Here is a 22,896-nt window from a genome sequence, read left to right on the forward strand (position 1 = left end):
TATATATATAGATGTAGCATCGCTATTGTCTCCAACCTGAGAAACCTCCTCCCTTCTTCCTCCCTCTGCGCCCTCTGCGCCCTCTGCGGTTCCCACATCTAAATTCCCAGAAAAAGATGTCAGCTCACCGCTTTCTCCTATATATATAGATGTAGCATCGCTATTGTCTCCAACCTGAGAAACCTCCTCCCTTCTTCCTCCCTCTGCGCCCTCTGTGTCCTCTGCGGTTCCCACATCTAAATTCCCAGAAAAAGCCCGCAGATATCCCAGTAAATTGTGCCGCAAAACAGACAGCGAGCGATCGAACTTTTCGCGATCGCCCACCGCCGCCCAATCAATCAAACCCATCGCCAAATCAATCTCAGATTTCAGCATTTCCCCCTTGACAAACCTGGGGCGATTTGCTATTATTTCGGTGGGGAGGTATTGGGAATTTTCAATTTCTAAATTTCGACTAAGCGAATTTTGCAAAATCTCTAATTCGGCAGCCACAAAACCCGGATCGAAACAACAAGAATCAGCAGCTTCGTACAAACAAATCGATCGCACTAAAGCACCGTTATCGTGACCCGGACTTACCAACCGCAAAATTACTAAAAATTCATCTCCCGGATTAGCCGACGAACTCAACAAAACTCGATCGGCAAAATCAAATAAATCTCCCTGTCCGACTAACTCGCCGTTGACAAAAATTTGAGCATCTTCAGCCCACCAAGTCAAACCCAGCAGCAACCGCAAACCAACCACAGGATAGCCGTGCAAATTGTCAGGAATTACAAATTGCTGGCCCAAATACAAAACTTGCTTCCCAGACGGCCAAGCAATATGTCCTTTCCCGTTAAGTTCGGCAACGGGGCTGTTACAAATATTTACCGAAGAGACAGCCGAGTCAGAATCGCAGTACCTCCAACCAGACTGAACCTCCACTTGGCTGAGGCGGCGCAACTTTTCGACAACTTCAGAAATATTATTGCTAGCAGGTGACACAGAAGCGCTCATATTTCGCTAAAATAGGAATTGTGTATTAATCAAAAATCGGATTGAACTCACATCTTGCACTATTCTCAAGAACAGGCAAGATGCCTGTTCCACAAAGAGTGAATTTTCTTGTGGGGAGTAGGGGGTGGGCATCCTGCAGCCAGTAAAAGGCTTATTGACATGGGTGCAATATCTTATATCGAACCGCGAAGACGCGTTCGGCGAAGCCGTTCCCGAAGGGTAGGACGCGAAGAAATAAAGGTTTCAGAGGGTTTGAAGCTTCGATTAAGATATCGCTTTGATTTTACAGCAATATTCAGCAATTCCGGCGCGAATCAAAAATCTGAATTCAAGAATTAAACTTATGTCCAACGGTTACTACGGCCCATACCAAAGCCGACTATTAAATTTTATATCGAAACAGTCCCGCCAAGTCGCTGACAATTGCGATCGAACTTGGCGTCAAATTAAAGAAACAACTCTCACCGCCACCCAAATTCTGCTTTATCCAGCTTATTTGCTGGTGCAAAGTTCCCGAATGCTGGGCCGACAGTTGCGGGCATCAAGTCAAAAAATAGATTTACCGGAACTGCAAGAATTTGGCGGTGACGAAAATGCCGATTTGCCACAAAATTGGTATCAGGGGGAAGTTTCCGAAGAAAGTTCGATCGCCGAAATTTTGCACCTCGCCGAAAATTTACTAACCTCGTCGCAAACCGCGAAAACTTTAGCCAGCTTCCCGCTGTTAATAAATCAGGGAAATGCTGCTAGCGATTTACATCCGGCTATCAATTTTAGCGGACAAATCGCCAAGCATCAAACCACTTCCGTCTTAGAACACCCGCTGGCTAAAACTGAATTAAAACCCCAGCCGAAAGTTGAGGGAATTGCCAGTTTTATACCAGCCCGCACTTTAGTATTGGTGGGAAGAGAAAATCAGATATTAGATATTTTGACACCCGAACAGCAGGAAATGCTTGAAGGTTGCATAACTTGGGAAGTAGCCAACAGCGGGCCGGAACGACGGGAAATTACCCAAAAAGAATTAAAATTTAATCTCGGTTTGGAGTCAGCGGCGAAAAAAGCGCAGTTACCGCCGATGCGTCGTTTTTGGGAATTGATGGCCTGGCTTCAGACGAGTCCGGTTGCCCTCAAAAGAAATCAGTTTGGAGAATCAATCCTCGCAGTTAAAAAATCGATCGACCGCAATGCCATCCTAGTCCAAAAAGCCCGCGCGCAGATCGAAGCAAAAACCGCACAGCAGTCAATTGCGGCATCGAATTCGATCGACCACAATACCCCAAAACTAGAAACTAATTTTAACAGCAAGTTCGATCGACCCCCAACTCCTCTCTCCTTTGTTACATTACTCGATCGCGCCGCCGTCAACATCGAGGAATTAACCCTCCCGCCATCGGCAAAAACAATCGCCGCACCCACGGAAGCCCCCAGAGTAAAAATTGACACATCCGGCACAGATGCCAATGTAGATTTTTCCGCCCGTGACATCCTCGAAAAATACGCGCGAAACATCGAACAAATGATTTGGTCGTCAGTAGACCACCTTTTGGGCAAAGAAACGGCAGCCAGTGATAATACGGAGAAATCAGTTGCTATTCAGTATTATTTGAAACAGCGAGAACAAGAAAATACCCAAAATAGCCCAGAGGTCGATCGACCGTGGCTCAACTGGCAAGACTTATTCGGGGAAGCAGCACCGCCGCATTTAATCGACGGCAGTTCCGAAACCGATGTAGCACAAACTAGCCCAAAAGTCAAGCAGGAAATAGCAGAAGTAGGAGAATTGCCCGAAGGTCGATCGATCGCAGTCTCAATATCCCCTTACCCCGAAGCACTTCACCGCCTGCTAGGGCAGCTAAAACAGAGCTTGCTCACAAAAAGCCCAAATACTCAACCCCAAACAGCATCTGATTTATCAGATTTAGCAGTTACTCAAAAAAATAGCTCTGCACTCGCAGCAGAATCAACCCCAGGGCGCGCGCCGGAAACCCAAGTGCCAAAAAACACCAACCCGAACACCGCACAAAACAACAAATCCCCAGCAGCAATCACCCCGCAAACCAGCAGATACACCGCCCCAACCCGCGCTGCTGCTGAACCAAAAAATCCCAGCGCAGGCGTCCCACCAGAGGGCGAATACTTAGAAACAAAAGCAGAATCGATGGGATACATTAAGCACCCCCTAGAACAAGTGCTCGAATGGCTCGATCGAGTTATGCTGCGGCTAGAAAACATCGCCGAGCAACTCTGGAATTGGGCAAAAATCAACTTGCCAAAAATCCTCAAAAGCAAAGATAAAATTGACTAATCTTTAGCTTATGATAAAAAAGTTGCGGCAACAGCAGCAAATCAGCTCAGTATTAGGCCATCTTTGGAGACTCCCACAGTGCTAACCCTCAAAATCGTAGTTAATGTAGTTGTTTTATTTTTTGTTTCCCTGTTCATATTTGGATTTTTGTCCAATGACCCAGCCCGGAACCCCAACCGCAGAGACATGGAATAAACAACTTATCTCGCCCGCAGAGTAGGGGCGCGTCACCGCAGCCCCTGCAACAGCCGACAAACCCGCAAAAATTAGTCGGACAAAACTTGACAATCCAAGCATCCAGGATACAAGCCCCCTGATTCATCAGTCCAGAAATAAAAAACCTGTATCCGATAAAGGAGCCCCCGAATTGATCCGTGGGGTAAATGCTTCAAATCTAAAATCTAAAATCTAAAATCTAAAATCGATTGACCTCGCACCGCCAGCGAGGTTATCTTGTGGCGGAAGCAAGTTCTGAAAGCAGCCCTATTCCGGCGCGCCAAAGCCACTGCAAATTTTAGATGTCAGATTAATCTCTAAACAGTTACCTTTTAGATGCAAAATTTTCAATAAATTGCACCCTATAAAATCTAAAATCTAAAATCTAAAATCTAAAATCGGATGACTTACCTGTAGTAACTATGCCCTATCCGGTACCGCCGCCAGAACCCCCTGGCATCATCTACATCGCAAAGCCAAAAAAAGTCGCCCTCACTGTCGCGGCCGGCGATGGAGACACCCTCCGCAACCCCGCAGAAATACCGGAACCAAGCCCAGATATCGTTCAGCCAGAACCCACACCAGCCCCAGCAGAACCCGCAGCCACACTCCTCGGCACCACTGCAGCCACCGATGGGCCTCCAGAAATCGCCGACCCCCTAGCGGAAGTCGAAAGCGGCCACGCAGTGGTGGGATTTCAGCGTCAGGCCCCTGTGGAAGAACCCGAAACTGCGGAAACTCCGAAAGATTCCTCGTTTACAGCTTACCAATTGGGTTCGGTAGAAAATGCCATTGCCATTCGGAATCGGGAACGAACCGCAGAGGCGCAGAGAAAACAGGAGAGAAATCTTGCCGGAAAGCAGGAAAGTTGGTATCAGGCCCAAGGCCGACAGTTAGAAGATAACTCTCCCCAACCTGCTGAAATTCCCGTTCCAGAACCCGCCCTAGAACCAGAACCCAGCGGGCAACAGCAGTTCGACATTCCCGCACCAGCAACCACCCCCGCACCCAGAACCCCCCCTGCGCCGACACCGAAACCTAAACCAGCCGCGCCGGGAGTCCGCACCGCCCCTTCTGGGCGGACGGTGCCTTTTCCCGTGACTCCAGCCGATACTATCGAAGTTAAGGCTGACAGCCAAGAATTCGACGACAAGCAGCAAATTGTGACGGCGGTTGGTAATGTCGTCGTGCGGTTCCGGCAAACTGTGATTGATGCCGATCGAGCGATTGTCAACTTAGTCACCCGCCAAGTGGTAGCATCCGGCAATGTCGCCTATACCCGCGGGCAACAAGTAGTGCGCGGCCAGCGGATGGAGTTCAATCTCGGCCTCAACAGCGGCGCAGTCGAACAAGCAAGAGGCGAAATATTCCTGCCCGCAGCAGGTAGCGAATTGACTCCCACACTGCCGACAGATATTAGTGCCGGGACGATTCTCGAACAGCCACTGAGCGATCGAATTACCAGCCAGCAGCCCCTGCGCGGAGTCAGATCCCCCGGCGCTGCTACAGTAACTCTCGGTGGGGGTGGACAGCTAGCAGCCCCCCAAGTGGTCGGCGCCGTCAACCGCATCCGCTTTGAAGCAGAACGCATCGAACTGCTGCCAGACGGCGCGAGGGTAGCAACCAACATTCGGCTTACTAACGACCCGTTTTCCCCCCCGGAATTTGAATACAGGGCCCGGACGGCGACGATTAGAAGGATTTCGCCCACGGCAGAGGAATTAGTCACAACGAAACCCCGCTTGGTGTTCGACAACCGAGTGAAAATACCCGTGTATCCCCGCAGGCAAGTGTTTGACAGCAGGCAGCAGAGCGGCCCGTGTTTGACCTTTGGCTACGACGGAGGCGAACGCGGCGGTTTGTATGCCGAGTGCGGTTTTGAGGTGTTGCAAAACGGGCCGGTGCGGCTGACTCTGACGCCCCAAATTTACCTGCAGCGTCTCGTGGCAGAGAACGGCGGCAATCCGTTTTCTCCCGACAGCTACGGGCTGAAAGCGAGGTTGGGCGCTAGTCTGGGCCCGCGTACCAGGCTGGACGGATCGGCAATATTTCTGAGTTTTGAAAATTTCCCGAACTTGCCGGAAGACAGCTTTCGGGGCAATTTGCGCCTGCGACAGTCGATCGGCACTCACACTCTGGCCGCAGAATACAGTTATCGCGATCGACTGTTTAACGGTTCTCTGGGCTTTCAAACCGTGCAGAGCAGCCTGGGGGCAGTCCTGACTTCCCCAGTCATCCCACTCGGAGGCACGGGCATCAATCTCAGCTACCAAGCTGGGTATCAATTTATCAATGCTGACACCGATCGACCAGACTTGCTCGAACCAGTGCGGGAAAACAACCGCATCGATCTGGGCCGTTCCCAAGTTAGCTTTGCCTTGAGTCGCGGCTTCAACTTGTGGGAGGGCGAACCGCTGCCCCGCACTCCCACCCAAGGTTTGAAGTACACGCGGACGCCGGTGGTTCCTTTCTTGCAACTAGCCTTGGGACTCCGGGGAGTTGGTACTTATTACAGCAGTGGCGATCGACAAAATTCCCTCGCCCCCAGCGTCGGCATTCAAGGGCAGTTCGGTCATTTCTCCCGCCCTTTCCTCGATTACACTGGGTTTAACGTGACTTATACCCAAGTGGGGCGCGACGGTGTATCGCCGTTTTTATTCGATCGCCTAGTAGATTTGAGAGTCCTGTCTTTTGGACTTGTCCAGCAAGTTTACGGAGGCTTTCGAGTTGGATTTCAAAGTGCTATTAATTTAGAAAGCGGGGAAACAATCAGTACGAATTACACTCTAGAATACAGCCGCCGCAGCTACGCAATCATTTTGCGTTTTAATCCTGAGCGTCAAGTCGGCAGCCTGACTTTTAGAATTAGCGACTTCAACTGGAATGGGACTCCCCAACCTTTTTCCGGGGACGCGCGAACTGTAGAAGGAGGAGTGCGTTTATCCGATTAATTCAATGGGCTAATTGGTAATTAGTGATTGGGAATTGGTCATTGGGAATTGGTCATTGGGAATTTTGAACCAACCGTCAACAGAAAACAGTCCACAGAAAACAGTCAACAGTCAACAGTCAACAGACAACACATGACAGAAGTGACCGCAATATCTGCACAAGCAGCGGCTCTGCTGGTTCACTACGGTTTTGACCTAGGTGGCAAAAAAGCCGAGAAATTGGCGGGTGAATGGCTGACCAAGTATCCCGGCTATTGGCTGCGTTTAGCAGTGGTTGAAGCGCTTTATCAAGGGCGCTACAAGGCTGTTTCTGTGGGACAGCTATTGAGTATGTGGCATCGGATAGGTCAACCTCTCTATCATTTCAATCGCGAGTTTGAACGCTTGGTATGCAATAATTTTCCTCAAAATTTAACGGGGGAAAGTGCTGCTCAACTGTCACCGGAAGATATACTTTTATCGCACCAGGAACCGGAAGTAAGTGCCGCAGAGTTAGATTTGCGTGGGCCGTCAGAGGCGCAACTGGATGTGGCGCTTCAAGCAGAAGTCCCAAACACAGAGGCCCAGGAAACAGGAAAATTACCTGCTGCCGACGATCGCACCAAAGAAAATACAGAATTTGTAGTATATGAAGATGTGGCTGTTACTGCCCTCGCCGATCGCGCCGAAGCCGAGCACAAATTAGCGGACAAACCTGTGGCAAAATCATTCCCAGTTGTCAAACACACTGATTTTCATACCAAGTTAAAAGCGATTGCCAGAGAAGGCCGAAGAAAGAAGGGAGAAAGCAGAAATAGAGTGTAAACTTTGGGAACTATATAGTTATTTTTCACTTTTCACTTGGGGCACTTACTCCCATCCGAATTTCCGAACAAAAAGAAGCTTGTTCCGTACCGTTAGCTTGCTTAACAACGCTAGTCCGCAGCCGCAAATTGGGCATGAGATACCACAGCCTTTCTTCCGCATGGAGGGTGTCTGATTCTGTAATCAATGTCAGCACGTCATCGCCCATCACGTAGCGACTGTTACCCTTGTCTTGCAACACTTTGCCAACGCTTGGATTGTCGGGATTTGGTACGATCGCTAGTATTGTAGAACCGATTTGTTTAGCTTGGTCGCGATCGGGAATACCGTCCCAACTAATCCGAACGCTAGTTAGCTTAGTTGAAGCCGGGTTAATCGAGTGTTGTTGGCAAAGTTTAACGACTGCTGCATCGCTAGCTGTCAGTATTTCTATTTTGAGGTCGGATTTACCTGCCTGCAATTCCCCAGAATGGAGATTGTGTACGGTACGCTGAGAAAACCATTTACCTGCACTTAACTCGAAAAACTCGATAACATCCATGAAATTTGTCTCTAAAGTCAATACTGCTTTATTTGCGATCGTGACTTGCGCGCTATGGAGTCAGAAACCCGGTTTCTTCCTACGTACCTAGCGGTCAAACCAATGATTTTGTCTAGAAACCCGGTTTAATAGTGCAAGTCCTTTTCTATATTTTAGAGGAAGGGGGCGCACCTGCAAAGCTTTCTGAGAGCTTTAGGTGAAACAGATTGCAGATGCCGCCCTGGTAGCAAACCCAACCAGGGGGACATCTGCCTCCCTGATGTGGCCGACTTGAGAGAAAATTAGAGCATCCGCCATCATGTTTCGTTATAAAAAGTCTTTTTCGCACTTTCAATAGGATTGCGATACCTGAAAATTTTTAGCTTGAGAGTGTTTATTGATCGACCATTGCCCAAAGAGCCGCTATGTTAAGAAAAACAAAGATATATGTCAGCTTTTGTCGCTCAATCGGTAAATTGGGCGTTGCTGAGTTGAATTATATTGGCCGCGATTTATTGTAATCGCACTGCTTGAAAATTCTCAAAGCAGACTTCGACTAAAAAACAAGCAATTCATCGAACCATCACCAAACCGAGGACAGCAAGCCTATAGCACATAGCATTCAAATATGTCATGCTAAGTCTAAGAGAAAAGATTCTCGATCGGCTTTTCGGTAGGGTGCAGCTAGCGATCGTATACATTTAAAGAACACATCCGTAAATTTATGACCGAGTTTAAACAAGGGCTGGATCAAATCCAGCCCGCAGAACAGACGAACTACCTGGGAATATTGCCCAGTCAGCTAGCAGCGACTTCAGACTCCGAAAAATTATACAGCTTACTAACAGATTACAATTTTATTAAAGCCAAGCTGTCAGCATCGGGAGTACAGGCGCTAATAGAAGATTACGATTTAGCAACAAGTCCCGATATTATTTCAGACCAAAAAGCCGAACGACTCAAATTAATCCAAGAAGCAATTCGGCTGTCAGCCCACATTCTAGCCGCAGATAAAAGCCAACTAGCCACCCAACTAATAGCCCGCTTGATGCGCTTTGAAAGTCCAGAAATTCAAGCCCTGCTAGCACAGGCAAAACATCAAACAACCCCCTGGCTGCGACCGCTAACGCCCAGCTTTACCCCTCCCGGCGGGAGATTGCTGCGTACCCTCACCGGACATACAGACTGGGTACAAGGTGTAGCAATCACCCCCGACGGCAAGCGGGCAATTTCTGCGTCCTCCGACCACACTCTTAAAATTTGGCACTTAGAAACAGGAGAAGAACTTGGCACCCTCAAAGGTCATCTTACCTACGTCAATGCTGTAGCTGTAACCCCCGACGGTACTAAAGTAATTTCCGGTTCTTGGGACAATACAATTAAAATTTGGGATTTAGAAACAGCGACAGAAATATTTACCTTTGCAGGCGATACTTTTGCCGTAGAAGCAGTAGCAGTAACTCCCGACGGCAAGCGAGTAATTTCAGGTTCTTGGGATGGCAGTATTAAAGTTTGGGATTTGACAAGCAGGGAAGTAATTTTTAACTTCAAAGGTCACAGCAGTTTTGTCCAGTCCGTAGCAGTAAGTCCTGATAGCAAACGGTTAATTTCCGGGTCGGGAGACAACAGCATGAAAGTCTGGAACATAGAAACCGGAAAAGAACTTTTTACTCTCACCGGTCATACAGACTGGGTAAAAAGTGTAGCCGTTACTCCCGACGGCGAAAAAATAATTTCCGGCAGCTACGACGAAACTGTTCAAGTCTGGAGTTTGTCAGAAAGAAAGCAACTTTTCACTTTAGGAAAACACAGCAGTTTCGTTCAAGCTGTGGCTGTTACCCCCGACGGCAAACGGGTAATTTCGGCTGCCGGCGACAAAACGCTGAAAGTTTGGAATCTCGAAACAAAAGAAGAACTTTTCACTTTTACCAATCACATAGCCCCAGTGAATGCTGTGGCCGTTACCCCGGACGGCAAGAGGATAGTTTCTGGTTCCTCTGACAAAACTCTCAAAGTTTGGCACTTAGAAACAGGCAAAGAAAATTTATCATTTGCAGGTCACGATGACTGGGTAAATGCCGTAGCAGTGACGGCGGACGGTACGAAAGCGATTTCCGGTTCAGGAGACAACAGCATTAAAGTCTGGAATCTCAAAAAGGGACAGGAAATTTTAACTATTTCGGGGCATCAAGATTGGGTAAAAGCGATCGCAATCACACCGGATAGCAAGCGAGTAGTTTCGGGTTCCGGCGACAAAACTGTGAAAGTTTGGGATATAGAAACCGGAAAAGAAATCTTTACTTTCACGGGTCACACAGACTGGGTAAATTCTGTGGCAGTGACGCCAGACGGAACGATGGCGATTTCCGGTTCTGGAGACAAAACTATTAAAGTTTGGAATCTAGAAACAGGAGAGGAAGTTTTTACTTTTTTAGGTCATGAGGACGGGATAAAAGCTGTGGCAGTTACTCCCGACAGCAAGCGGGTTATTTCGGCTTCCGGCGACCAAACTCTGAAAATTTGGAGTTTGGGTAAAGAAAAGAATATTTTGGCAAATTTCTGGAATTTAGCCGTCAAAAATCTACTTTTCACTCTCAAAGGTCATGAGAGTTTTGTGAATGCTGTGGCAGTTACGGCGGATGGCAAATGGGCGATTTCAGGAGGGCGGGAACAGAATTTGAAAGTTTGGGATTTGTCAAGTAGAAAAGAAGTTTTTACTTTGGCAGGTCATGCAGATGCGGTAACATCGGTGGCGACTATGGGAACAAAGGCAATTTCTGTTTCGGACGATAATACTCTCAAAGTTTGGGATTTGTTAAGTCGAGAAGTAATTGCTAGTTTCAGCGGAGATAGTGCTTTGAAAGCTTGCGCTATTGCACCGGATGGGGTGACAATCTTAGTGGCGGAAGCTTCGGGACAGGTGCATTTTTTGAGGTTAGAAGACGGGAAATAGTCATTAGTCATTAGTCATTATGCCGATCGCACTTTTGCTAAAATTTAAAAGTGCGATGGTCTTTTCCCCCATCTAGTTTACAATTGTTCCGGGTCAATTCCCATCGATCGCAGTCTTTCTGCTAGGACAGCAGCCCGCTGTTCAGCTTGTTCTGCCCGCAGTCGTTCTTGTTCCAAGCTGCGAGAAACATCCTCATAACTTGTAAACGGTTGGCCGTCAGGGCGATAAATTTGCAACTCTTCACCCGACAAATCAAAGCGAATTCCCAGTCGGGGACTGACCCAATTTTCGATCGCATCAATTACGTCCAAACGCCCCTGTGAACGCATCCAACCGCTGAAATCGTTGCGTTCCGGGTCGTACAGGTAATATTCCTCTACCCCGTGGCGATCGTAAAATACCTGTTTTTTATTCATTTCTGTTAGCCTGTTACCGGGAGAAAGAATTTCAAACACTACTTGTGGCGCGATATTTTCTTCTTCCCACTGCTTGTAAGAACCCCTATCTCCTTTCGGTCTGCCCAAGACTACCATCACATCCGGGCCGATAGAAGTTTTGTTATCTCCTTCAACAGGATACCACAGCAAATTTCCGGCGACAAATACATTCGGGTCATCCGCAAATAGCCACGCTAAATTTTGTTGAATGATGAGTATCCAGCGAAATTGTTTGGTATTGTCTGACATTGGTTCGCCGTCGCTGTCGGGGTAAATTACATCAGGTTTTTGAGGAGACTTAAGTTGAGTTACCATAACTGTTGTCCGGGGTTAGGGACTGTTTAATTTAATTTTAGCTTGTAGGAAGAGTGAAAAGTGCGATTAAGAGCGGGATAGCTAAGCCGCGCGTACTTTCTCAATACAATAACCTATTCATATTTCTCTCTCTTCTCTTCCTCTGCGCCCTCTGCGCCCTCTGCGGTTCATAAAAAAAATCTCACTCAGCAGCGAAAATAGGGCAGACACCGCCCGCCCTACAAAACTACTTCCTCAGCAACTTCACCCCGCGAATCGAATAATCCAAAAGCTCAATTGGGTGCATCAAAGTAACTGTTTTTCCCTGCAACTCCAAATGCTTCTTAATTTGCAAAGAACAACCCGGATTAGAAGAAGCAATCAACTCCGCCCCAGTATTCAGCAAATTCTCCACCTTTTGCACTCCCAATTCATCAGCAACCTCCGGCTGAAGCATATTGTAAACCCCCGCACTCCCGCAGCACAAAGCCGCATCCACAGGTTCTTTTAACTTCACCCCAGGGATTTGTTGCAGCAACTGACGCGGCTGCAAACTAATTTTTTGGCCGTGCAACAAATGACAAGCATCCTGATAAACAATTGTCAAATCTCCGTCAATCAAAGGATTGAGTTTTGCCGTAATTCCCGCACTTGCCAAAAACTCTTGCACGTCCTTAACATTAGCAGCAAATTTCTCAGCTTTCTCCCGATAATCAGGGTCATCCGCTAAAATGTGACCGTATTCTTTCAAAGTATGGCCGCACCCAGCAGCGTTGATAATCACAAAATCAACACCCGTATTTTCAAAGCTATCAATCATTTGTCTCGCCAAAGCTTTCGCCTGTTGGGCTTGGCCTTGGTGTTCCGGCAAAGCAGCACAGCATCCCTGACTTTTAGGAACCACAACCTCGCAACCGTTAGCCGTCAAAACACGCACAGTAGCCTCATTAACTGGCGAAAATAACAGCCGCTGCACGCAGCCTAAAATCACGCCGACTCGATAGCGTTTCTCCCCTTGTGCCGGAATTACCTCTGGTAAATTATCCCGGAAAGAATCGACAGTAACTTTCGGCAAAATTGATTCCATCGCCGCCAAGCGGGGAAAGACTTTTTTCAGCAAACCTGTTTTGCGGACAAGTTTTGGCAGTCCTAATTTTTGATAAATAAATAGCGGTACAAGCAAAGGCCGCAATCTGTGAGGATAAGGGAAGAGATTAAAAATCAGAGTGCGAATTACATTGTCGGAAAAAGTGCGTTCCTGATTTCTAGTAACTTGGTGGCGAGTAGCGGAAATTAACTTGTCGTATTGAACTCCAGACGGACAAGTTGTAACGCAGGCCAAACAGCCCAAACAAGTATCGAAATGCTGTGAGGTTGCTTCGTTTAAAGGTGCGTCGCCTTCGTTAATTGCATCCATTAAATAAATGCGGCCTCTGGGGGAATCCATTTCTTTGCCGAGTACGCGATAACTCGGACAAGTTGACAAACAAAAGCCGCAGTGTACGCAAGTGTCGATTAATTTCGGATCGGGCGGATTGTTCGCGTCGAAACCTGGGATTTCGAGGGTTTGTAAGTGGGGATTTTGTGCTAGAAAATTGCTTTCTTTTGCAGGTCTTAAATTGTCGCTGGGAAGTTGAGATTTTTCTGAAGTTTGCATATATGGGAGAAAGTTCGGCAACGAGCAATGTACGGGATGTAACGGATGTAACGGATGTCAGTCCGATGGAAGTCGGAAGAAGAAAGAAGGAATAAGAAAAAAAGTTTAGTTATCTAGGAGAGAAGTCAGAAGCAATCGATTGCTTATATTTCAGCAATTAAGAAAAGAACTTCCTAACAGTCAGGCGCGGTTGCTATGCTTAGCAAGCCTAAATCCATCAAGCAAACAAAACTTCTCTTCTTTTCTCTTTCTTCGCGGTCTTCGCGCCTTCGCGGTTCGTTAAAAAACAAATCTGGTTCACAAATGACATAGACCGGGATTCAAGAAATACCCAACTCCTGACTATAAACTTTAAACTAAATACCGCTGATAAAACGATCGGGACTCAAAAGATTTTCCGGGTCAAACTGCTGTTTTATCCGGCGCATTAAATCGATCGCACTTCCAGTATAGCCCCAAACATCTAACTGTTGCTTGATATCGGTCGGCGCTGCTAAAACAGTCAGAAAACCGCCTTTAGCTTCGCACCCTCTGCGTACCTGCAACAACGTATCCGCCGTCGCATTCTCAAACCGCAAAACCCCCAAACCGCTGCCTGCATGAATCCAAGCGTTCTGTATCGGCAATGTGTTAATTGCCGTTACAGCTTCCGACGGTCTGATTCCTATTTTGCAAATAATTGCCGACTTTGTGCCAGAATCCCACATTGTTTCTGGCAATCTTTGCCATAACTGATTCTCATCATTTTCGCCGTAGCTAGTGCCTTGCAAACCCAACTTTTCGCCAACTTCCAGCAAGCGGGCTGATTGTTGTTTAACACTTGGGGCGATACTTTGAAATCTGACGATTAATCCCGTGCCCTTTCCTAAGCCTAATTTTGCCACTAATTCAGGTGACAGCAAATCAACGGCACTTGGTGTCAAAGCAGAGGATAATAAGATTTGAGCCGTTTGGGACAAAGCATTAATTTCCCCTGTCAGCACTACGGTTCCCGATGATTCAGGCAGCGGATAAACTCGGAAAGTTACTTGACTTATGACGCCCAATGTGCCGTAAGCACCAGTAAACAGTTTCATCAAGTCGTAACCGGCGACATTTTTAACAACTCGACCCCCGGCTACGGCAATTTTACCGTCCGATCGCACAAAGGTAATTCCCAATAGCAAATCTCTCACCCCCCGATAGCGATGCCGCAAGGAACCCGCATCAGCAGTAGCGACAATGCCGCCCAAAGTTGCCTGTTGCGGATATGCTGGATCGATCGGCAAAAATTGACCTGCTGCAGCTAAAATTTGTTGCAAATCCGCAAACTTCATCCCCGCTTCCGCAGTCACCGTTAAATCGCCCACAGCGTGTTCTACAAGCCGATTGAGGCGCGAAGTGCTGACAGCCACAAGCCCCGCTGCATCAGGAGATACCCTTAAATCCCCCTTAAAAAGACCCACTTTGACAACATCTTGCTCCCCCCTTTGTAGGGGCGGTGCCCCCGTGCCCGCCCTGGGCCGGGGGGGATCGGAGTCTAATTTAACTAAACCGCCCCAATCAAGTTTGCTGCCACTGCCACAAGGCAAGACTGCACAGCGATGTTGCTGTGCCCAAGCAATGACGGCCGCCAGTTCTTCCTGAGTATTGGGGTAAACAGTACAATCCATTTTCGTGTCGGGGGCAACTGCTTTTTCTACCCGTTCTTGCCAAAATGGCTCTGTATCTTGCCAGCGACAGATGCCAGCAGCCCCGACAATACTTTCTAATTCTTGTATGCTTACGTAATTTTCGGTAGAAAAAGATTTCATGAAGGTTATCAGACGCCCGGTAAAAAAAATTATCAAAACACTGCCTAAAACCATTAAATATTAATACGGGCCCGATATTCAAAACATGAAGAAACAAATGTCTCAAAACCGAATTTCTGTGGGAATTACCGGTCTCAACGAAGTGATTGGCGGCGGCCTGATTCCTCAACGCTCTTATCTGGTGCGCGGCGGCCCGGGTACTGGCAAGACTACACTGGGCTTTCACTTTTTGGCAGCAGGTGTGGCTCTGGGAGAAACGCCCCTGTTTATTACTTTAGGAGAACCGGAAGCGCAATTGCGGGCCAATGCCACAAGTCTCGGTTTTGATATGGAAGCGATGGCGTTCCTCGATTTGAGCCCATCCTCAGAATTTTTTACAGAAGTTCAGACTTATGATATTTTCTCCCCCTCCGAGGTGGAGCGAGAACCGACTACACAAAAGATTATCGAGCGAGTCCAAGCTGTCAAGCCACAACGGGTGTTTTTGGACGCAATCACTCAATTTCGCTACTTAGCTGCGGATGAGTTTCAGTTTCGCAAGCAAGTTTTGTCTTTTCTGCGGTTTTTAGTCGAAGGGGGGGCGACGGTGGTGTTTACCTCCGAAGGCACTTCAAGTGCTCCCGATGACGATTTGCAATTCATCAGCGACGGGGTAATTTATTTAGAACTGCGCCCTGAAGGACGCGCCCTGACTGTCACCAAGCTGCGAGGCTCTAACTTCCGCAGCGGCCGCCATTCGCTGCGCCTGACTCAGGCTGGTATGGAGGTGTTTCCGCGACTGCTTCCAGACAACTTTCAACAGGATTTTGTTGCGGAAGCGATTTCTTCTGGGGTTCCAGAAATTGACGAACTGCTGCACGGGGGACTGGAACGGGGGACTGTGACGGTGATTAGCGGGCCTAGCGGCGTGGGTAAAACGACGGTGGGGATTCAGTTTATGAAGGAAGCTGCAGGAAGGGGGGAGCGATCGGTAGTTTACATTTTTGAGGAGTCAAGTTCTACTCTGCTGCGCCGCTGCGAATCAGTTAACATCCCGGTTGGGGCGATGATTGGACAAGGAAGTCTTTCGGTGATACCCGTGGAACCTTTGCTGTACTCGCCGGATCAGTTTGCCTGTATGGTACGGCAGGAGGTGGAGCAGGAAAAGACGCGGATTGTGATGATTGACAGTATTTCTGGCTATCAGCTTTCGATGCAGGGGCAAGATTTGGTGAACAATTTGCACGCTTTGTGCAAGTATCTGAAGAATATGGGAGTCACCGTTATCTTGATTAATGAGGTAGAAGCCATTAGCGGAGATTTTCGGCTGACCGAGATCGGAATTAGCTATTTGGCGGATAATCTTCTGTTTATACGCTATCTGGAACGCCAATTGCATAATAGGACAGAAATCCGCAAGGCGATCGGAGTAATTAAAAAACGAGTCAGCAATTTCGAGAGAACTCTGCGAGAACTCGAGATTACTCGCTACGGAATCAAAGTCAGCAAACCGATAGCGGGGCTGCGCGGCATTTTGAGTTCGGCGCCGGTGTGGATTGAGGGGGGAGCGGATGAAGATTGAATCGGGGTTTGTCCTGCTGTTTCTGGGCAAGTGCAGCTAATTTCGCAGTCGTGAATCTACTAATGAGTAGGGGGCGCACCGCGCACCTCACCACTAGCCTAAGTCCTGGAAAACTTAAATATATTGGTAAATTTGTGTATTTTTCGACTTTTATCGTAGTGTAGTTTTTAATTCTATGAAATACAGTAGGGGTACAGGGTACGCGGCAGTGTCCTGTACCCCAGCATCTGTACTTCACTCAACTGAAAACCTATGTAATAGTTCGCCGACAAGTAAGCTAATTCCAGATAGAAAAAGAATCCAACTTTATGCCACATCCCAACCCATATATAATCACTCACTCTCCAATCTAAAATCTAAAATCTAAAATCTAAAATGGTATAACCCGTATTCACAGGAACCTGATAAATGACTGGCAAATCAATAATTTTAGCCGTAGATCGCAATCATCGAAACTTGGAACTATTAGCACAATTTCTTAACAAAGAAGGATACCAGATGATCGCGGCTTATAACTTTGAAGATGTTGCACAAGCTATCAGTCAGCCTGCTAGGATCGGGATGGCTTTAGTAGATATTTCTGGTTTCGATCGCCGGATTTGGGACTGCTGCGAACAACTGCGAAATCACCAAATCCCTTTTCTGATACTCTCGCCCAAACAAAGCGCTGCTATTGGGCACGAAAGCCTCTGCCACGGGGCTCGGAATATGTTGGTAAAACCTTTGATCGTTAGAGATTTGCTATCCATTGTGCACAGCTTGCTAGGAGAATCTGCGTGAGTCAAATTTTATTGCTTGTCGAACAGAAAGAAAATCGCCGCCTGTTATTAGAATGGCTAGCTGTTTACTATGAGGTATTGCTGCCAAACTCCACAGATAATAGTGAGGATTTTTTACCATTTAATCAATCTTTTGACCTGGGGATAATTGACGGTATTTCCCTGAAACGCCACTGGCAATGGGTGGCAGCCCAAAAACAGGCAGAACACCCGGTATGCTTGCCTTTTCTTTTGATTACATCCCGCTCGGATGTAGGGATGGCAACGCAATTTATTTGGCAAAGTATTGATGATTTGATTATCGCTCCGATCGAGAAGATTGAATTGCAAGCGCGGGTGGAGATTTTGCTGCGATCGCGCCAGTTGTCTTTAACTCTCAAATTGTCTCACGACCAACTCGATCGCACTCTGCAAACAGCCCAAGAACTCAATGAGATGAAAACATCTTTGCTGTACATGATTGCCCACGACGTTCGCAATCCTTTGAATTTCATCATCGGCACTACACAACTTCTTAGCAAGTACAAGTTGACATTAACAGATGAGAAAACACAAGAACTTCTAGACAAAACTCAAGCAGCCGCCAAAGGTATAGATTTGTTATTAGATGATGTTCTGCTGCTGGGGCGTGTTGAGTCAGGACAAGCCGGGTTTTGCTTGCTACCGCTAGACTTAGCAAAGTTTTGTAATGAGTTGGTAGGCGAATTTCAGAGCAGCCTGAAGCTGAAACCTGAAAATGATCGGGTGACGCTGATTTTTGTGAATCACCATCAATCGGCTATGGCGTGTTTGGAGGTAAGCTTGCTCCGGCGAATTCTGGGCAATTTGCTGTCCAATGCTATTAAGTATTCTGCCCCCAATACCGAAGTAATTTTTGAATTAAAAGTTACTGAAACCGAGGCTATTTTTTCGGTACAGGATGCAGGAATTGGCATACCTTTAGCAGACCAAGGACGGCTTTTTGATTCATTTTACCGGGCTAAAAATGTCGGTCGAATTCCCGGTACTGGACTGGGGCTGAGCATTGTTAAAAAATGCGTGGACTTGCACGGTGGCGAAATTACGTTGAGCAGTGAAGAATGTGTGGGCAGTACATTTACAGTAACACTGCCGATCGCAAAACCAGGAAAAAAGCAAATCTCGCCTGCAACGCCTTAAACTAGATGCAGGCTTTTTCTTGGGATTTCAAGACGGGATTTTTCACAGGGATAATGTATGGCTGGTTTCTCATTTTTATTACGGACTCGATGGGACGCTTTTGATGGCTTTTTCGTGGGGAATTGCAGCGGAAATTAATCAGGAGCGATCGCACCGCTGGCGGAAAATTCACACTGGTTTAAACTGCATAGCGCTGCTGCTATTTCTCTGTCAAAGAGTAATATCATGTCCGATCGATTGACCATAATATCCCGGCCGGGGCGGGTTTTTGAGATTGTCAATTATTGGCAGATATTGTTGGTGAACCCGCCCCTACATGATTTTGGGCGAAGCGAAGCGGAGGGAATCGACCGGACATAATATAACGGGTTATCGCACTTTTTTGGAAATTCGTTTAAGCGGGCAAAAATAACTCATTTATCGCTGCGATTTCAAAAATTAAACTTGTCCGAAACCAGCGCCAAAATACAGTAAAATACTTTTTTTTATGCTACTTGTTACTTTTTTATACGGACTAATTCAAAGTTCTAAAGGAGCAATAGCGTTCAAGAAATTTTCTAGGATAAATCGCAGCAAAGATTGAGTTGCTAATATTAAACCTAATCGAGCTTGGGCGAGTTGTGGCTGTTCTATTTTAACTTCTCCCCAAATTCGGCACTGGCTGTAAAAAATCTGAAATGCTTCGCTCAAACTATTGGCTAATTTGAAATAATTGACAGGTTGTTCGCGTTTTTTTACCTCAAAATTAGGATATAAATTGTCTAGCACTGTTAACAGTTGGGATATTAAACGGCGTTCTGCTGGATGCACTAACCGCAGTCGATCGCCCTCGTCGATCCAAGGGATAGGATTTGGACTCTCCAGCGACCAAATTTCCGGCGCTGTAGCGACATCTGGCTGGGCGATCGCAATTATCCGATCGCGGTGGGCCATTCGCAGCAGGGAACAGCAGCGCGCGTGGCTGTACTGAATCGGAAACAGTCGATCGGCACACACAACAGGAGATAATATTCGAGATTCTGGAAGTGGGAGGTTCGTTTGAGCTAAACGCTGCAACCAGACGGCTAAACCTGCATCAGTCAACTCCAACTCAATAATTCCAGCCCGTGCGACTTTAACGGCGAAATCTGGGTAGCACAGCGGTTGGAGAGTTTCGGCCAACTCGGCGGCGATTGTCTGCGGTGTCTGCTGCCAACTTTTAGCCAATTTCAGGGCGATCGCAGACAGGTACAGCACCCGCGCGCTATCTTTACTCCGATTTAACGGAATTATTGCACCATTCTCAATAAGCTTTTTATGGGCGGGCAGGATGCCCACCCCAAAATCAAATTCACTCTTTGTGGAACAGGCATCTTGGGCGGGCAGGATGCCCACCCCACAACCAAATTCACTTGTTGTGGAACAGGCATCTTGCCTGTTCTTGAGAACAAATTCATCTCTTGTGGAATGGGCATCTTGCCCGTTCTTGAGAATGGTGCCACCTATGAGATTTAATGGAATTTTCCCTAGTGCCTCTTGCTGGCCGATCGCCCTTTGGAACCTGGAAAGCAAGAAACACTTCACTGTAACTTCCGGGCACTGCTCCATATTTGCTGTATCCATATCGGCTCATCCTACCGTAAGAGCAACGATCGACTGTTACCGCTTGCACTTTTCTTGTACGTTAAACTGCTGATCTCAGAGATAGTCGATCGGCTCCCCCGGACGAGGCTACATCGAATTAATCGGCTTTATAGCGATTTTTTTGCTAAATATACAATAATTTACGACAAATTTTTTGCTGAACTATACCATTTTGATGTATTTTTTGCTACATTAAATATTTCGGTAAAACTAAGAAAAGTCAGCACAGTTAAGAAGCGTGCAAGCTCGATCGGGGGTTGGTTGTCTCACTTGGTATCGCACTGCTGGCAGAAGCTGTTTTTCTCACTCTTAAATATATCCCAGAGCCTCACTTATGCAATCAACTTCCACATCTGTAGAGACTATCGATCGACCGTTTATCACTTGGCAGCGAATTATCGACTGGGCCCAGGAACACTACCGCTGCCGGACTTTTAGCAAAGACGAGCGGATTCCCGCAAGACCCGGACTGCTGTATTTAGTCCAGAAAGGTTCTGTGCGGCTCGTAGGCAGTGCTCAAGTTAGCGCTGCTGCGGGGAAGTCGAAATCCGCTGACAAAACTACAGAAGAAGCTTTTTTGGGCTTCGTTGGCGCCGGTCAGCCCTTTGAACTGGTTGCTCAGTCTCCGTTTACTCTCCAAGCTTACGCCCACGCCGATCAAACTCACGTAGTGTGGATGTATTGGCACGACTTGGATAATTGGCCTCACTTTCGTAGGGAAATTTTGGATGCGTTTCGCTACCAACACCAGCGGAAACTTCTCTGGCTGAGCACTTTGGGACAGCGCCGGACGATCGACCGACTGCTGGGATTTCTCACTTTGTTGATCGAAGAGTTCGGCGAACCTTACATAGGTGACGGCGAACCGGATGTGGTTCGGGGCTACCGACTGCCTTGGACATTGACTCACGCTCAAATTGGCAGCGCAATTGGCTCAACGCGGGTGACGGTGACGCGCTTGATGGGTAAGTTGCGATCGAAAGGTTTGATTAATACTGAGGATGATAATTTAATCTGTTTGCCTGCTAAGTCTAACCCCCAAAAGACAAAAAACCAAAAGCAGGAGGTAGAAGATTCCTTGGATGATTCCCTGGATGATGAAGATTCCCTGGATGATGAAGATTCCCTGGATGATGAAGATTCTCTCGAAGAATCTGCATAAAATCCTGCGGGAAATTGCCAACAAACAGCACGTCACTATTAGTTTTGGGCAGTCGCGCTCGATGGCTCGACAGTGTAGGATAAATTGTGTAAACTTTTCCTGTTCTCGAAAGGTGCGACTGACAATGACCGATGACAAGCCAAAATCTTCAATCCCGAACAATCAGCAACGGGTGGTATTCTGCGACTTTGACGGCACGATAACTGTTGAAGAAACTTTTGTGGCAATGCTCAAGCATTTCGCACCGGAACTGTCGTCTCAACTGATGCCAGAAATATACGCTAGAAGGCTGAGTTTGCGATCGGGAGTGCGGCAGTTACTAGAGTCTATTCCCTCGGAACGTTACGGGGAAATTGTGGAATTTTCTAGGGGAAAGCTGATGCGGCCGGGATTGGTGGAATTGCTGGATTTTTTGGACAAAAAAAAGGTAGATTTTGCGATCGTTTCCGGCGGTCTTCGGATTATGGTAGAGACGGTAATGGGCGATTTGGTACACCGGGCGAGGGTTATTTACGCTGTGGATGTGGACGCTAGTGGCCCTCGCTTGCAAGTCAATTCTGAGTTTGAAGGAGATGAGGAATTGGTGTCTAAGGTGCGGGTGATGGGCCAGCACCCGGCCGAGGAACAGGTGGCGATCGGAGATTCGCTAACGGATTTTAATATGGCTTTGCAGGCTTCGTCGGTGTTTGCGCGCGATCGGCTTGCCCAGTATCTAGACGAACAGCAAAAGCCTTATACTAAATGGGATAATTTTTTTGATGTGTTGGAAAATTTGTCCCAAAAATGGAATTGAAACTATCGCCTTTCTCAGGTAATATAAATTCCGTTTGCATCGGTATTGTATGATGTTAAATTTTGTAGGGGCGGGTTCACAAACAATAATTGCCCATAATAGACAATATAATAAACCCGCCCCCGTGCATATAAGTCCGATGCTACCGGATTTGATATAAGGTACGCAGTGCACTACGTTTAGATAAACCAGCGCAATTCCTATTAACGTAAAAAGTAGATTAAAAACTGAGGATTTGTCAAGAATGAGTGGTGATTTGAGATCGGATTTAATTGCAGCAGCCAAACATTTTTACGATCGCGGTTGGATGGTTGGGACTGCTGGGAATCTTTCAGCCCGCTTACCAGATGGCACTTTCTGGATTACTGCTAGTGGCCGCGCGAAAGGGCAGTTAACTGAACAAGATTTTATCAGAATGAACTTAGACGGCGCAATTGTCGAGCAACCTGTTGCTGACAGCCGCCCTTCCGCCGAAACCAGCATTCATTTAGCCGTTTACAATTGTTTTCCAGACGCGAAAGCTTGCTATCACGTCCACTCCATCGAGGCAAATTTAGTTTCTCGGCTAACCGCAGGAGATGCAGTGCCTTTACCGGCGATCGAAATGCTGAAAGGTTTGGGAATGTGGGAGGAAAACCCGCAAGTGTCGATACCCCTCTTTACAAATTATTTAGAAGTCCCTAAGATAGCCAAGGAAATTTGCGAATTTTTTGCCATTTCTGCGCCCTCTGTACCCGCTTTGTTAATTCGCGATCACGGCATTACAGTCTGGGCAGAGTCGCCAGCCGCCGCCTACAATTACGTAGAAATTGTAGAATACATTTTTCGCTATACGATCGCAGCCCGCCAATTAAATTTAGATTTGAAATTTTAGATTTTAGATTAAGC

Annotated in this window: 17 protein-coding genes and 1 pseudogene; 12 read left to right on the forward strand and 6 right to left on the reverse strand. The window is 47.1% G+C overall.

Annotated features, from left to right (window positions below):
• Window positions 1-999, reverse strand: a pseudogene (locus tag QUB51_RS06425) (alpha-mannosidase); the annotation flags it as partial.
• A gap of 343 nt (window positions 1,000-1,342) precedes the next feature.
• Here QUB51_RS06425 and QUB51_RS06430 point away from each other — a divergent pair.
• The 4 genes from QUB51_RS06430 (at window position 1,343) to QUB51_RS06445 (ending at window position 7,278) form a co-directional block, all read left to right on the forward strand.
• Window positions 1,343-3,307, forward strand: coding sequence for a hypothetical protein (locus QUB51_RS06430; RefSeq protein WP_333260159.1), 1,965 nt, complete (start codon window positions 1,343-1,345; stop codon window positions 3,305-3,307).
• Between the two features lie 78 nt (window positions 3,308-3,385).
• Entirely contained in the window at window positions 3,386-3,502 is a 117-nt protein-coding gene (locus QUB51_RS06435) for a photosystem II reaction center protein I (protein ID WP_039887172.1), read from the forward strand.
• A 443-nt stretch (window positions 3,503-3,945) separates the two neighbouring features.
• Window positions 3,946-6,474: a DUF3769 domain-containing protein gene (locus QUB51_RS06440; protein WP_333260162.1), complete on the forward strand. Its 2,529-nt coding sequence runs from the start codon at window positions 3,946-3,948 to the stop codon at window positions 6,472-6,474.
• Between the two features lie 132 nt (window positions 6,475-6,606).
• Entirely contained in the window at window positions 6,607-7,278 is a 672-nt protein-coding gene (locus tag QUB51_RS06445; protein ID WP_333209691.1) for a hypothetical protein, read from the forward strand.
• Window positions 7,279-7,303: 25 nt separating this feature from the next.
• Here the strand turns inward: QUB51_RS06445 and QUB51_RS06450 are convergent, their stop codons facing one another.
• On the reverse strand, window positions 7,304-7,819 hold the full coding sequence (locus QUB51_RS06450; RefSeq protein WP_333209689.1) for a phycobiliprotein lyase: 516 nt from the start codon (window positions 7,817-7,819) through the stop codon (window positions 7,304-7,306).
• A gap of 703 nt (window positions 7,820-8,522) precedes the next feature.
• Here QUB51_RS06450 and QUB51_RS06455 point away from each other — a divergent pair.
• The gene (locus QUB51_RS06455) at window positions 8,523-10,751 is read left to right on the forward strand and encodes a hypothetical protein (RefSeq protein WP_333053084.1); all 2,229 of its coding nucleotides are present in this window, start codon (window positions 8,523-8,525) and stop codon (window positions 10,749-10,751) included.
• Window positions 10,752-10,828: 77 nt separating this feature from the next.
• Here QUB51_RS06455 and QUB51_RS06460 read toward each other — a convergent pair whose 3' ends face one another.
• The 3 genes from QUB51_RS06460 to QUB51_RS06470 form a co-directional block, all read right to left on the reverse strand.
• A complete protein-coding gene (locus QUB51_RS06460) occupies window positions 10,829-11,503 on the reverse strand; it encodes a Uma2 family endonuclease (RefSeq protein ID WP_333053086.1) in 675 nt (224 codons plus the stop codon).
• 226 nt (window positions 11,504-11,729) lie between these two features.
• Window positions 11,730-13,139, reverse strand: a complete 1,410-nt coding sequence (locus QUB51_RS06465) for a heterodisulfide reductase-related iron-sulfur binding cluster (protein WP_333232009.1) — start codon at window positions 13,137-13,139, stop codon at window positions 11,730-11,732.
• A gap of 356 nt (window positions 13,140-13,495) precedes the next feature.
• Window positions 13,496-14,932, reverse strand: coding sequence for an FAD-binding oxidoreductase (locus QUB51_RS06470; protein ID WP_333053089.1), 1,437 nt, complete (start codon window positions 14,930-14,932; stop codon window positions 13,496-13,498).
• 97 nt (window positions 14,933-15,029) lie between these two features.
• On the opposite strand from QUB51_RS06470, the gene QUB51_RS06475 reads away from it, so the two are divergent.
• From QUB51_RS06475 to QUB51_RS06490, 4 genes are all read left to right on the forward strand, one after another.
• On the forward strand, window positions 15,030-16,493 hold the full coding sequence (locus tag QUB51_RS06475; protein WP_333053090.1) for an ATPase domain-containing protein: 1,464 nt from the start codon (window positions 15,030-15,032) through the stop codon (window positions 16,491-16,493).
• A gap of 408 nt (window positions 16,494-16,901) precedes the next feature.
• Window positions 16,902-17,273: a response regulator gene (locus QUB51_RS06480; protein ID WP_333053092.1), complete on the forward strand. Its 372-nt coding sequence runs from the start codon at window positions 16,902-16,904 to the stop codon at window positions 17,271-17,273.
• Complete coding sequence (locus QUB51_RS06485; RefSeq protein ID WP_333053094.1) at window positions 17,270-18,430, forward strand: ATP-binding protein; 1,161 nt, start codon at window positions 17,270-17,272, stop codon at window positions 18,428-18,430. The genes QUB51_RS06480 and QUB51_RS06485 overlap by 4 nt, the downstream gene beginning before the upstream one ends.
• A gap of 19 nt (window positions 18,431-18,449) precedes the next feature.
• Window positions 18,450-18,671 carry a DUF4079 domain-containing protein gene (locus QUB51_RS06490; protein ID WP_333053095.1) on the forward strand — a complete coding sequence of 74 codons (222 nt, stop codon included), beginning with the start codon at window positions 18,450-18,452 and terminating at the stop codon, window positions 18,669-18,671.
• A 278-nt stretch (window positions 18,672-18,949) separates the two neighbouring features.
• On the opposite strand, the gene QUB51_RS06495 is transcribed toward QUB51_RS06490, so the two are convergent.
• Window positions 18,950-20,032, reverse strand: a complete 1,083-nt coding sequence (locus QUB51_RS06495; protein ID WP_333053096.1) for a DALR anticodon-binding domain-containing protein — start codon at window positions 20,030-20,032, stop codon at window positions 18,950-18,952.
• A 355-nt stretch (window positions 20,033-20,387) separates the two neighbouring features.
• On the opposite strand from QUB51_RS06495, the gene QUB51_RS06500 reads away from it, so the two are divergent.
• The 3 genes from QUB51_RS06500 to mtnB all read left to right on the forward strand — a co-directional run bounded on the left by QUB51_RS06500 (window position 20,388) and on the right by mtnB (window position 22,882).
• A complete protein-coding gene (locus QUB51_RS06500) occupies window positions 20,388-21,215 on the forward strand; it encodes a Crp/Fnr family transcriptional regulator (RefSeq protein WP_333232006.1) in 828 nt (275 codons plus the stop codon).
• Entirely contained in the window at window positions 21,166-22,008 is an 843-nt protein-coding gene (locus QUB51_RS06505) for an HAD-IB family phosphatase (RefSeq protein ID WP_333240624.1), read from the forward strand. Before QUB51_RS06500 ends, QUB51_RS06505 begins: the two co-directional genes overlap by 50 nt.
• A gap of 244 nt (window positions 22,009-22,252) precedes the next feature.
• Window positions 22,253-22,882, forward strand: a complete 630-nt coding sequence (gene mtnB / locus QUB51_RS06510; protein WP_333209678.1) for a methylthioribulose 1-phosphate dehydratase — start codon at window positions 22,253-22,255, stop codon at window positions 22,880-22,882.
• The last annotated feature ends 14 nt before the right edge of the window (window positions 22,883-22,896 follow it).

This window comes from Microcoleus sp. AT8-A3, from assembly GCF_036705675.1.
GTDB lineage: Bacteria > Cyanobacteriota > Cyanobacteriia > Cyanobacteriales > Microcoleaceae > Microcoleus.